Annotated in this window: 16 protein-coding genes; 5 read left to right on the top strand and 11 right to left on the bottom strand. The window is 62.9% G+C overall.

Annotated elements, in window-relative coordinates; translation table 11 throughout:
* Window positions 1-109: 109 nt before the first annotated feature.
* On the top strand, window positions 110-772 hold the full coding sequence (locus B208_RS0108655; protein ID WP_007976751.1) for a BGTF surface domain-containing protein: 663 nt from the start codon (window positions 110-112) through the stop codon (window positions 770-772).
* A 42-nt stretch (window positions 773-814) separates the two neighbouring features.
* Window positions 815-1,579: a CPBP family intramembrane glutamic endopeptidase gene (locus B208_RS0108650; protein ID WP_007976753.1), complete on the top strand. Its 765-nt coding sequence runs from the start codon at window positions 815-817 to the stop codon at window positions 1,577-1,579.
* Between the two features lie 27 nt (window positions 1,580-1,606).
* On the opposite strand, the gene B208_RS0108645 is transcribed toward B208_RS0108650, so the two are convergent.
* On the bottom strand, window positions 1,607-2,065 hold the full coding sequence (locus B208_RS0108645) for an NOB1 family endonuclease (protein ID WP_007976755.1): 459 nt from the start codon (window positions 2,063-2,065) through the stop codon (window positions 1,607-1,609).
* A complete protein-coding gene (locus tag B208_RS0108640) occupies window positions 2,066-2,311 on the bottom strand; it encodes a PRC-barrel domain-containing protein (RefSeq protein WP_007976757.1) in 246 nt (81 codons plus the stop codon).
* 161 nt (window positions 2,312-2,472) lie between these two features.
* On the opposite strand from B208_RS0108640, the gene infB reads away from it, so the two are divergent.
* Together infB and B208_RS0108630 are read left to right on the top strand one after the other, a co-directional pair.
* Entirely contained in the window at window positions 2,473-4,278 is a 1,806-nt protein-coding gene (infB, locus tag B208_RS0108635; RefSeq protein WP_007976759.1) for a translation initiation factor IF-2, read from the top strand.
* Between the two features lie 77 nt (window positions 4,279-4,355).
* The gene (locus tag B208_RS0108630) at window positions 4,356-4,592 is read left to right on the top strand and encodes a hypothetical protein (RefSeq protein WP_232423756.1); all 237 of its coding nucleotides are present in this window, start codon (window positions 4,356-4,358) and stop codon (window positions 4,590-4,592) included.
* On the opposite strand, the gene B208_RS0108625 is transcribed toward B208_RS0108630, so the two are convergent.
* The 7 genes from B208_RS0108625 to B208_RS0108595 form a co-directional block, all read right to left on the bottom strand.
* Window positions 4,573-4,968 (bottom strand): DUF5811 family protein, encoded by a 396-nt coding sequence (locus tag B208_RS0108625; protein ID WP_007976763.1) that lies wholly within the window; start codon window positions 4,966-4,968, stop codon window positions 4,573-4,575. The genes B208_RS0108630 and B208_RS0108625 overlap by 20 nt on opposite strands.
* Before the next feature lie 57 nt (window positions 4,969-5,025).
* Window positions 5,026-5,499 carry a pyruvoyl-dependent arginine decarboxylase gene (locus tag B208_RS0108620; protein WP_007976767.1) on the bottom strand — a complete coding sequence of 158 codons (474 nt, stop codon included), beginning with the start codon at window positions 5,497-5,499 and terminating at the stop codon, window positions 5,026-5,028.
* Window positions 5,500-5,537: 38 nt separating this feature from the next.
* Entirely contained in the window at window positions 5,538-5,909 is a 372-nt protein-coding gene (gene lwrS / locus B208_RS0108615) for an LWR-salt protein (protein ID WP_007976769.1), read from the bottom strand.
* Window positions 5,909-6,184 carry a 4a-hydroxytetrahydrobiopterin dehydratase gene (locus B208_RS0108610; protein WP_007976771.1) on the bottom strand — a complete coding sequence of 92 codons (276 nt, stop codon included), beginning with the start codon at window positions 6,182-6,184 and terminating at the stop codon, window positions 5,909-5,911. The genes lwrS and B208_RS0108610 overlap by 1 nt, the downstream gene beginning before the upstream one ends.
* A gap of 332 nt (window positions 6,185-6,516) precedes the next feature.
* Window positions 6,517-7,815: a glutamyl-tRNA reductase gene (hemA, locus tag B208_RS22960; protein WP_049805636.1), complete on the bottom strand. Its 1,299-nt coding sequence runs from the start codon at window positions 7,813-7,815 to the stop codon at window positions 6,517-6,519.
* Window positions 7,816-7,950: 135 nt separating this feature from the next.
* On the bottom strand, window positions 7,951-8,352 hold the full coding sequence (locus B208_RS0108600; RefSeq protein WP_007976775.1) for a DUF5778 family protein: 402 nt from the start codon (window positions 8,350-8,352) through the stop codon (window positions 7,951-7,953).
* 114 nt (window positions 8,353-8,466) lie between these two features.
* Entirely contained in the window at window positions 8,467-8,661 is a 195-nt protein-coding gene (locus tag B208_RS0108595) for a cold-shock protein (protein WP_007976778.1), read from the bottom strand.
* 126 nt (window positions 8,662-8,787) lie between these two features.
* Here B208_RS0108595 and uppS point away from each other — a divergent pair, with 126 nt between their 5' ends.
* The gene (uppS, locus tag B208_RS0108590; RefSeq protein ID WP_026177788.1) at window positions 8,788-9,711 is read left to right on the top strand and encodes a polyprenyl diphosphate synthase; all 924 of its coding nucleotides are present in this window, start codon (window positions 8,788-8,790) and stop codon (window positions 9,709-9,711) included.
* 9 nt (window positions 9,712-9,720) lie between these two features.
* On the opposite strand, the gene B208_RS0108585 is transcribed toward uppS, so the two are convergent.
* On the bottom strand, window positions 9,721-11,094 hold the full coding sequence (locus tag B208_RS0108585) for a pectate lyase family protein (protein ID WP_007976781.1): 1,374 nt from the start codon (window positions 11,092-11,094) through the stop codon (window positions 9,721-9,723).
* Between the two features lie 224 nt (window positions 11,095-11,318).
* On the bottom strand, window positions 11,319-11,891 hold the full coding sequence (locus B208_RS0108580) for a hypothetical protein (protein WP_007976783.1): 573 nt from the start codon (window positions 11,889-11,891) through the stop codon (window positions 11,319-11,321).
* Window positions 11,892-11,946: the final 55 nt, after the last annotated feature.

Here is an 11,946-nt window from a genome sequence, read left to right as displayed (position 1 = left end):
TTCACAAAGCATTTACCGACCCGCAAACTTTCATTCTATATCCCTTGCGTCGAACCCTGAACGGCGCATTTTCAGTATGAACAGGCGACATTTAATTCGGATGGTGATTGTGGCAATCGTCGCTCTCTCGACCGTCTCGGGCGTGACGAGCGCACGCGGCGGTACCGCTCTCGACGCGACGGGAAAAACCCCGCTTAGCCACGACCAAACGACCGCGAATAACAGTTCGGTTTCGATTTATCACGAGGATGTTCCTCTCGTTCTCAATGCTGCAGGCAATCAGTCTATCCGTGGAAACACGACGCTCGACCCCGGCACGGAGCTCGAAATGCAGATTCACGCCACGAATCGGTTCTTCATGTCCCGATTGGTGACCGTGGCGTCCAACGGCACCTTCGCCGCGACGTTCAACTTCTCCGAGTACGAACCCGGCACGAAGTTCGGCGTCATCGTCGGCCGTCCGCAAAACAACTCGACGGACGTCGACGCGCTGACCGTCGTCGATGGCGTCCTCCGAAACCGGACGAACGAGTCGGTACAGCGTTCGACGACCACGGCGACGACGACCGAAGCCGCGACGATGACCTCGACGACCGCCGCGACGGACGGATCTGACGCGGCCGCCAGCACAACTCGGACGACGAGCACCGAAACCGAGATGGCGGCCGAGGCACCGACCGAGAGTGAAGGACAACCCGGATTCGGCGTCTTCGTCGCCGTCGTCGCCCTCGTGGGCCTCGTCGGACTCGGTTTCGCCCGCCGAATCGACTGACCGGTCGGAGCACATTTACCGCCGGGGATACATTTTTTCGGTATGGAAGACGGTACCGCGGCGGGGGTCGGCGAGTCGTCTCCCCCGCGCTCCTTCGAGGGGATGGTGCGTGCAGTGCTCCAAAGCGGCGCGCTCGGATTCTCCGGATTGCTCGCCATCTCCATCTGGGCGTCGATACTCGTCTCGCTGGCGGGCGGTGAGAGCGTCGGCGTGATGGTACGCTCCGCGCTCAGCATCGTTTCGCTCGGCCTCGGAACCGGCACCGTCGCGCTCGTATTCCTCCGCGTACGGGGAATCGGTCGCTCGTATCTCGATTTCAAACTTCCGACCCGGCGCGACGTCGGCTACATCGTCGTGGGGATACTCTCCATCTTCGTCCTGATGTTCATCCTCTCGTTCCTGCTGACCGAACTCGGCATTCGGACGGCCAGTCACAGCGTCGAGCAACAGGCGAAAAGCGGCAACCCGGACATCCTGTTGCTCTTCGTTCCCCTCTCGTGGCTCGTCATCGGGCCGTGCGAGGAACTGCTGTATCGAAACATCATCCAAAAGTCGCTGTACGATTCGTTCTCGGACTACGGAGCGGTCGTGGTTGCGAGCGTCGTGTTCGCGCTGGCGCACGTGCTCGCCTACGCGACGGGTTCGACGCCGCTCGAACTGGCGGGGACGCTCGTCGTCATCTTCTTCCTCTCGCTCGTCCTCGGAACGGTGTATCTGAAAACGGACAACCTCACGGCGTCGGCGCTCGTCCACGGGACGTTCGACGCCATCGTGTTCGGCGTGATGTATCTCCAGTTTGCAGGATAAATCCGGTTACTCGTGGTCTCCGCTCGGTCAGTTGGGATTCTTCCGTGAGAGCGGGCTGCCACAAATCGGGCACCGGTCTTTCTTCTCGTCGAACTCCCGACCGCATCCCGAGCACTGGAACGACCAGTCGCGCTGTTCCTCGATACCGTCCTGCGCGATGACTTCGACGGAAACGTCCAGTCGGTCGGCGACGTTCTGCATCGCGTAGTCGTCGGTGACGAGGGTCCCATCCAGTTCGAACGCGGACGCGACGAGTCGGATGTCGGTGTCCGAAAGCACGTCCAAGTCGCCCGTGTGGTCCGCCGCTCGGCGTACCTTCTCGACGGCATCGTCGCGGGGGATGTGAATGTGCATTCCCGAACCCTCCATGGCGTCGAACCGGAAGGCGTGTTCGCCTTCGAGTTCCTCCTGAACCATCGGAATCGACGCTGTCTGTTGGGTGGTGTGATACTCGTTGATGAAGGCTGAGGAGTCTAAAACGTACATTTACCGCTGAACGACGATGTAGTCTTTAACCGCTTGCACTCGGTTTACGGGTAGTTCGAAATGACCGTCCTCATTCGTTTCGAGGTCGACGGTGTCGGTATCGAGCTGTTCGTCGGGTTCGACGACGAGGCTGGACAGCCCCCCCGTCTTCAGGTTCATGGTGATGTTGTAGAGCATTCCCAGTTCCGTACCGTCCGAACCCATGACGGCCTTTCCCGAGAGATTTTCCGCGAGTATGCTCGGCATACGAGGTGATTACCGACCGCTACTACATAAACTCCACGGGGAGTAGCCGCCCGCTTCGAATGAATTCGAGGCGAATCGGTGGACGGCCGGACGAGCGTGGCGATGGAGTTAAATGCCGTGCGGGGCTGTTCTGTGATAAGAACTTCTCCCGGGTGGTAGGTATGTCGGACACAGATACACACGAAACGGAAACTCGATCCCTCAGGACTCCCATCGTCGCAGTCCTCGGTCACGTCGACCACGGCAAGACCAGCCTGCTCGACAAGATCCGAGGCTCGACGGTCATCGAGGGCGAGGCGGGAGCGATTACACAACATATCGGCGCGACGGCCGTGCCGCTCGACGTGGTGTCGAAGGTCGCCGGGAAACTGGTCAACCCGGACGACTTCGACCTGCCGGGGCTGCTCTTCATCGACACCCCGGGTCACCATTCGTTTACGACCCTTCGGTCGCGTGGTGGCGCGCTGGCGGACATCGCCATCCTCGTGGTGGACGTCAACGACGGCTTCCAGCCACAGACGGTGGAGGCCATCAACATCCTCAAACAGTCACAGACGCCGTTCATCGTCGCCGCGAACAAGATAGACACGACGCCGGGGTGGAACCCCGAGATGGACGCCCCGGTCCAGCAGACGTACGAGGCCCAGAGCGACCGCGCGCGCTCGACGCTCGACAGCAGTCTGTACGAACTCATCGGCGAACTCAGCGACGCGGGCTTCTCGGCGGACCTCTACTGGCGCGTCCAGAACTTCCAGAACAACATCGGCGTCGTCCCCGTCAGCGCCGAGACGGGCGAGGGCGTCCCCGACGTGCTGACCGTGTTGATGGGTCTGGCCCAGCGCTACATGCGCGAGGACATGGAAATCGACGTGGCCGGGCCGGGTGCCGGAACCGTCCTCGAAGTCAAAGAGGAGAAGGGCTTCGGGACGACCCTCGACGTGGTGCTGTACGACGGCACCGTCCGTGCGGACGAAACCATCGTCGTCGGCGGGATGAACGAGCCCATCGTGACGGACGTTCGCGCCCTGCTGAAACCGCGACCGCTCGCCGAAATCCGAACCGAAGACCGGTTCGAGAAGGTCGATTCCATCGCGGCGGCGGCCGGGGTGAAAATCGCGGCACCGAATTTGGACGAGGCGATGGCGGGTGCGCCCGTCCGCGTCGTCCGTGACCGCGAAATCGAAGACGTCATCGAGGAGGTCCAAGCCGAACTCGCGGAAGTCGAGGTCAGCACGCAGGAGGAGGGCATCGTCGTGAAAGCCGACACCCTCGGAAGCCTCGAAGCCATCGTGAGCACGCTCGAAGAGGAGGAAATACCGGTCATGCGCGCGGAGGTCGGCGACGTCGCCCCGCGCGACATCCGCTTTGCGACGACCGCGGAGGAGCCGAAACACCGGACCATTCTGGCGTTCAACGTGGACGTGCTCGCCGACGCCGCGGACGAAGCGGAACAGCGCGACATCCGACTGTTCGACAGCGACGTCATCTACCAGCTCATCGAGGAGTACGAGGAGTACGTGGACGAGATGGAGCGCGCCCAACAGCAGACCGTCCTCGACAATATCACCCGTCCGGCCCGCTTTCGCATCCTCGAAGACCACGTGTTCCGACAGAACGACCCCGCCGTCGTCGGCGTCGAGATAATGTCAGGAACGGTACGGAACAACTCCTTCGTCGCCAAGTTCGAGGCGAACGAACCGAAACGCGTCGGCACCCTCAAGGGGATTCAAGAACAGGGCGACGACGTGGACGAAGCCCGCGCGGGAAGCCGCGTCAGCGTCGCCATCGACGGGCCGACGGTCGGCAGGCAGATCGACGAGGGCGACGAGTTGTGGATCGAACTCCCCGAGAAACACGCCAAGATTCTGGAACAGGAGCTTTCCGAGGACATCCCCGGCGACGAACTCGAAGCGCTCCGGATGTATCTCGACAAACAGCGCAAACGCGACCCGTTCTGGGGCAAGTAATTCCGCACAGTCACCACGAGGCGAGGGAGTTACGTTTTAGTTTTTCGCGGTAATAGTATCCGTCGGAGGTATCAATCGTGCGTGTGAGAAACCGATTCGGTAGCCGTATCGCTCGCGTCCCGGTTTCGTACTACGACTTCGTTCTGTTCGCCGTTCCGCTCGTGTTACTCGCGGGGTTGGTCGCGGCGGCAACTCTTCCGATTCCGCTTCACGTCGGCATCACCGTCTCCGGCATCGTGTCGGTGGTCGTCCTCGCCGACGCGATGTTCGTTCGACCGCCGTCCAATCGCCCACCTAACGGGCGGTCGGCGTGATTTTGTTCTCGACCGCCTGTTTGACTTGGAGAGCAGCACTGGCGGCGAGGCCGCGGGCTACCTCGTCGCGCTCCTCGGCGTCGATGAGTTCGTCGTCGTCGAGTTCGTGTTTCTCCGGTTCGAACCCGGCGCTGACGATGTGGCCGACGGGGGGTTGCACCGAGACGGACGCCTGCGGACCGGTGAGACTGTTCGTCACCTGCGAACCGATGACGTACTCCTCGGGGAGGTATTTGCGAGTCAACGTCGCAATATCGGCGACGCTATCCCGGAGATGGCGCCGCTGCTCGGGGGTAAGTTCGTCGACATCGACGGACGCGCGCTGTCCGGCCTGCGTCACGTCGGGAATGCCAGCGTAGGGAGTATTTCCATTCATGCGGTCTGCTACCCTTCGATAAGGGCGAGCGAGGTATAAACCCGTCGTCCCCGGAAACTAACAAATCGGCTCGCTCTCGCCGTACACCGCGAGGACGAGGGCGGTGACGTACGTCCCGGATTCGGCGTCCGCGGTGACGATCTTCGTCTCCTCGCCGGAGAAGTCCCAGTCGCGTAGCTCCCGGCCTGCTTCCAATCCGGCCCGAACCCGTTCCTCGATTTCCGCCGCGTCGGTTTCGCCCGACGCCTCGTAGAACAGTCCCGCGCCGTCGCTCTCGCTCCATCCGAGTCCGGCGGAGACGTGTCCCGGTCCGGCGCGCGTCGCCCGCGCTTCCACCACGGTTAGGCGATTTCCGGCGGGACCGAGGTCGGGCGCGGTGCCGACCGTCTCGACCGGCGTGTCGGCGGGGATGACCGACGAGACGGAGACGAGGTTGTAGTTGTGGACGTTCGCGTCCGCCAGCGCGGCGTCGTAGGACGACATCTTCGTCGGCCCGCTCGCGGTTCCCCAGACGACCCGAATCGTGCTCATGTTCGGTGGTCGGTTCGTCGCGCGAAAGGGTCTGTCGATTACCGTTGGACCTCGACCGAACTCCCGAGGTATTTCGAGACGACTTCCGACACCGAATCCGCCTTGAACGCCGCCAAATCATCGCCGATTTCGGCCTTCAGCGCGTCGTAGTACTCCTCGTCCGTCTCGAACGCGCGGTACTCGACGCTCGTCACGGGAACCCCGAGCGCCTCGCTCGTCAACTTCCGGAAGTAGCGCTCGTCGCCGATATCGCCGCGCCAGAGGTTGTCCCGGAAGAACTGCCAGCCTTCTTCCCCGGGCGGGTCGGCGCGCCGGTAGAGGCGCGTCTCGAACTCCCGCGGTTCGAGCGTCACACCCGACGCGTCGGGGTCGAGCCGGAATCGAACCGCGAAGACGTAGCGGGCGTCCATCAGCGCACGTCGTCGAAGCGCTCGGCCATCTCCACGTCGGTATCCGTGATGCCGCCCTCCTCGTGACTCGTCAACCGAACTTCGACTTCCTTGTATCCGATGATGATTTCAGGGTGGTGGAACTCCTCCTCGGCGACTTCGCCGACTTCGGAGGCGAACGCGACCCCCTTCAGGTAGTCGTCGAACTCGTAGGTTCGAACGATTTCGTCGCCGTCGCGCTCCCAGTCGTCCGGTTTCTGCTGTTCTATCTCCTCGTCCGAGAGCAAACTCGCCATAGGCTCCCGGACGGCGGGGATGCAAATAAAGGCATTCGCCAGCACCCACCTTTTGCTGCGGTCGGGAGCCGAAATCCGCGCCAAACGGCGCGGATTTCGGCCTACCTCCCTGGCAAAAGCTGGACCAAAAGCACGGCGTCATCCCGCTTCCGTCGCTCCTTTCAGTCGCTCCGTCGGGGATTCCTTGGCCCGGAAAATCGGAGATTTTCCGGTTGGGTTACTAGCGACTGACGGTTGTGTCACTGGCCGCTCTTAGCGGTTGTGTCGCCTGCCGTCCCGGAGAAAATCCTCTGTCGAGCGCTAAGCGGTCGTGAAAATGCGCGTCGCAATCGTCAATCGTCTGCGGTCGATTCGAGGTGTTCGGCCACGAACGCGGGCGGGTCGTCGCGGAACTCGGGGTCGAACAATTGGAGCGCGGTGTTGATGGTCGTCCAGTCGTCGTTCGCGGCGGCGTCGCGGAGGCTCTTGGTCGGCGGCGCGAGGAGTTGCGAGACCAGCGCGTCGGCCAGCGACTCGACGATGGCCCGCTGCTCCTCGTCGAAGTCCTCCGATTCGAGGCGCGAGAGCGCGGTCTGCAGTTCGCGCTCCTTGACCTGTTCCGCTCCCGCGTACATCTCGGCGATCACTTCGTCGGCCCGCTTTCGCTTGTACTGTTCGAGCAAGTTCTCGAATTCGCGGTCCACCATCGCCTCGACCGCTTGTGCGGCGGCGCGTCGTCGCTCGCGGGTTTCGTCCGTCACCGATTCGAGCGCCTGCATGTCGTGGACGATGATGTCGTCGAGCGCTGAGACGGCGGGGGACACGTCGCGCGGTTGGGCGATGTCCACGACCAGCGTCTCGCCGCAGTCGTCGAGCAGGTCCGCATCGAGGACGTGTCCGTCGCGTCCGGTCGCGGTGATGACGACATCCGCGCGCGGCAGACAGGCCGGGAGCGCGTCCAATCCGACGGCGCGGGTGTCGGGCAGGTACACTGCATCCGCGACCTCCTCCGCGCGCTCGATGGAGCGGTTGGCGACGATGAGCGTCTCGACCCCGGCCTCGGCGAACGCGTGGGCCGCGATGGTGCCCATCTCCCCGGCACCGATGACGAGCGCGGTCGCGCCCGCCAACTCCGAGTGGTCGCTCACGAGCGTCACGGCGGCGCTGCCCACCGAGACGACGCCCTCGTTGATGGCCGTCTCGGTTCGTGCGCGCTCGCCGACGTGGATGGCCTTCGTCAGCGCCTCCTCCAACATCGGGCCGACCGCACCGATTGCGCGCGCCGACGAGTAGGCGTCGCGTACCTGGCCGATTATCTGGTCCTCGCCGAGGACGAGCGATTCCAGTCCCGCGGCGACGCGGAGGAGGTGCCGAAGGCTCTCCTCGTGGCTCATCTCGATGACCGCCGAGCCGGTCACGTCGGTGACGAAATCGGCGAGCACCGTTCGTCCCGTTGCCGGTGCGTCCGTGACGACGTAGGCTTCGAAGCGGTTGCACGTCTGTAGGACGAACGCCTCCGAGACCTCCGGCTCCTCGGCGAGTCGCGCAACGGTGTCCTGCTGGTCGGTGTGACAAGCCGCCGCCACGTCGTCCAAACTGGCCCGGTCGTGGGAGACGCGGATGCCCGAAATAACACCAGTGCTCGGCGTCACAGGTTTTGCCTCCGGTGAATAGAAAACATACAGTTCATACGAAACACTCCGGACGTTCTTATCACGTGGTTAGGAAGGCGCGTACGTAAAGCCTTCTAACTCGTCCCGCTCTTCACTCCTCACTCGTCCCGCCCTTTACCCTTCGACGCCCGTTACCTCGAAACCGAGGTCGCGGATGTCCTCCAGTATCGCGTCCTGGTCGGCGCTGGCTTCGTAGTAAAACACGATGTCGAACGTTCCGTCGCGGAGCAACTGCTGGCACTCCCAGACGAACTCCTCGTCGTCGAGCGTCAGTCCTTGGTGTTGGTTCGACGCGAAGTTCGTGTCGTCGCTTCCGGAGTAGACGTAGGTGTCGCGCGGGTCGTGGCCCGCGTGCTCCGCGATGATGTCGCCGACGTCCACCGACGCTTGGTGCATCTCGATGTCCTCGTCGCTCCCGAGGTCGGTGTGGACGATGGCTCCGTTGAGTTCTATCTCTCCGGGTTCGAGCAGTCGCTTCGTGCGCTCGTAGAGGTCGTCGTCGATAACGCTGTCCATACTCACGGATACGTGGCTGCCGTTATACGACCTACGGTTACCGCCGCGGCTCAAAAATCGTTGTTTTCGCGCGGCAGCGTGAACTCCCGCGAGAATCAGTTTCTACTGATACGTTTACAGGCGCTGGACGTTGGTCGCCCGCGGTCCTTTGTCTGCCTGTTCGATGTCGAATTCGACTTCCTGCCCTTCCTCGAGGTCCGGGCCACCGACGTCTTCCATGTGGAAGAACACGTCTTCGTCAGAGTCCTCAGTGTCGATAAAGCCGTAGCCACCGGTGTCGTTGAAGAAGTCAACCGTACCTTTCGCCATTGCGTTCTACCAAAGTAATCCCATACTTAAAAAGCTATGCAACTCCCAATGTTCATTGTGGGCACACACCACGATATTCGGAGGACAAGGCTGATACTCGTCGGGTGAGTGGAAGGGAACAAGACGATGTTGAGGTGGGTTCGGCGACAACTGGAAACGGCCTACGAGCGGCAGTTACGGCGAAGCGTCTCGGGCGCACCCGCGCACGTCGCGGTCATTCAGGACGGCAACCGACGCTACGCCAGCAAACAGGGCGGGGAAGCGTCCGACGGGCACCGCGAAGGGGCGAAGACGACCGAGCGCGTCCTCGACTGGTGCGACGAAATCGGCGTCGAGGAACTGACGCTGTACACCTTCTCCACCGAGAACTTCGAGCGCCCCGACCACGAACGCGAGGCCCTGTTCGACCTGCTCGAAAACAAACTGTACGAGTTCGCCGACGCCGAGCGCGTCCACGACAGCGGCGTCTGCATCCGCGCTATCGGCGACGTCCAACAACTTCCGCCCCGCGTCAGGGAGGCAATCGACTACGCCGAGCGGCAAACCGGCGACTACGACAACTTCGTCCTCAACATCGCGCTCGCTTACGGCGGCAGAAACGAACTCCTCGGCGCGGCGCGCGACGTGGCCCGCGAAGTCGAGTCGGGCAACCTCGACCCGGCCGATATCTCCGTCGAAACCATCGAGTCGCGCCTCTACGCCCGACCGCTCCGCGACGTGGACCTCATCATCCGCACCGGCGGCGACGAGCGGACCAGTAACTTCCTGCCGTGGCACGCGAACGGCAACGAGGCCGCCGTGTTCTTCTGTACGCCCTACTGGCCCGAGTTCTCCAAAATCGACTTCCTCCGGGCGGTCAGAACCTACGAGTCGCGCGCACAATCGTTCAGGCAGGCGAAAGTCCAGCGCGCGCTGGCGCTCGTCCGTGCCGTCGGCGGCGTGGAGTTGGACGAAGCACGCTCCGTCTTGCACAAGTTCGCCGAGTACGTCCCCGACAGTGCGACGGTCGAGGAGATAGAGGGCGGCGACGAACGCCAAACGACCAAATAAGACTGCTTTCTACATCGAGTCCAACAACGAGTCGCCCAACCGTCTCAGCGAACCGATTCCACCCGTCTCGACGTTCTTCGTTAGCGGCGTCGTCCCTGACGCGACGATTGGGGTGCCGCTCACCCGGAGGTGCGCGTCGTGAATCTCCGTCCGTCGGCCGCTCTCGATGGTGATGCCGTCTCGACTGCCGAAATGGTGTTGAACGGTGACGTCCGACAATCGGCATCCGTCCCGTCCCGCGAGCAGGATGGCGGTCCCCTTCGGGGCGGCACCGTAAATCGAGACGTTCTCACAGGTAACTTCGTGGTTCGCCGGAAGGTGGTCCATGCTCGGCATCGTGGTCGGGTCGTATTCGGTGGTCGGCGTCCGGACGTGAATGGCCGGAACGCTGTGGTTAGTCTGAATCGCGGTGTTCGTGATTCGGGCGGTCCCGAACTGCTTTTCGACGACGATTCCCCCGGAGCTGTACGTGCCCGTCAGGTCCGTAATCTCGACGGTACAGTTGTCCACCCTCGCGTTCGTCCCTTCTTCCAACCAGATTCCCCGCATGTTCGGCTTCACCTCCGGGTTCCGCGGGCCGTCGATACGGACGGTTGCGCCTTCGACCCGCGCGCCGCTCGTCCCGCCGCCGATGCGTATCTGGTCGATGCCGTTGTTCGCGTACGTTCCGCCCCGCACGAGGAGCGGGCCGGAGTGCGGTGACGCGTACAGCCCTTCCGCCCAGTGTTCGACCCGACAATCGACGAACTGAAGCGACCCGTCGCCGCTGTGAGTGAAGATGGCGTTTCCCTTCTTCGACCCGCCACGCATGCGGACGCGCTCGACGAGCAGCGACGCGGCGCGCTTCGGAACTTCGAGTTCGAGACCGCTCCGCGGGGTCGTCCCGTGGTGCCCCTCGAACGCGAGGTCCCGGAGGACGTTTCGCTTCCCCGCGACGGAGAACGCGACGACTGGGGCCGCCGCGGGGTCCGCGTAGTCGAACGTGAACCCGTCGAACAGGAGGTTCCGAACCCGCTCGCCGTAGATCCAGTTCCCCTGCTCTTCCGGTGGAACGAGCAGCGTGGCGTCGTTGCCGACGAACCCACAGTTCGAGCGGCCGGAAAGGTCGAGCTCCGTGAGTCGATACGTTCCGGGCGGAAAGTAGAACAGCGCGCCGTCGCGCATCGACCGGTTCAGGACGTCATCGACTGGCTCGGTTCCAGTCCCGTCCGCGCCCAGTTCACCGACGTCGATGACCGCCTCGAATCGGTCGCGGTACGGACCCACGACGGACTCCTTGCTCGGGGGAGACCGTCCGCCACAGCCCGCAACCGCCGTCGAGAGCGCGACACCGGCCGCTCGGAGATACGCTCGTCTCCTCGTCCCGTCGCTCGGAGTCCCCATCCCAGTCGGTTTGACCGTCGGATTCCATTTGAGAATTGGGGACGTAACGGATGCGGACGAAGCTGTCGGGAATATAAGCGGACCCTGCAACGCCAAAATCTGAGGTGCCCCGTCGGCCTGAGTGACCCTACCGCCCGAATCGCCGTTGTCGATTCTCGTGATTCGAAGTCGCACCGACGGTCGAAACGGTCGGACGAGCTCCCCCCGCCCGTCGTACATAGCCGTTAGAGCCGCGAAGAAGCGTATACGCCGACGAGAACACAGATTCGACTGCAAAGGTACGCGGTCGCGTACAGCGCGCTCGACGACGGCTGATAGAGCAGTAAAATCGCGTACGTTCCGAAGGTGAACGAAAACCCGACCGTCCTGACGCGGACCGAATCGCTCAGTCGTGTCCGTCTATCTTCTAACTGCTGTGTGAGGAAGGGAACGACGCCGCCGAGGAGCACACCCATCGCGATTCCCACGTATGCGGGGTACGTCGGCGACGGGGGTCCGGCGTCGAACACCCGTGTCACGCTTTCCACATCGCTCAGCAGGTATGCGAGGAGGGCGAAGACGATGAGCACCCCACCCAGTTGCACGACGTTCACTACGACCGAGGGCGTTTCGGTCAGGTCGAACTCCACGTCCGAAAACCGATCCACGGTCACGAAGAACGCGGCCCCGAGAAGGACGGTTCCCGCGCCGAGGACGGCACCGACGATATCGTCGGTAATCGCGCTAAGGGCCAGGAGGGCGACGCCGAGCGGAACCAGTACCACCGAGAGGAGTCGTCCGAGTCGTGTTCTATCCACATGCGTTCTGTTGGATTGATTTATAAATACGTTCGGATAGTCGTCGAAATAGAGG

The sequence above is a fragment of the Haladaptatus paucihalophilus DX253 genome (genome assembly GCF_000376445.1).
Taxonomy (GTDB): Archaea; Halobacteriota; Halobacteria; order Halobacteriales; family Haladaptataceae; genus Haladaptatus; species Haladaptatus paucihalophilus.
This window is presented reverse-complemented; position numbering and strand designations above follow the sequence as displayed.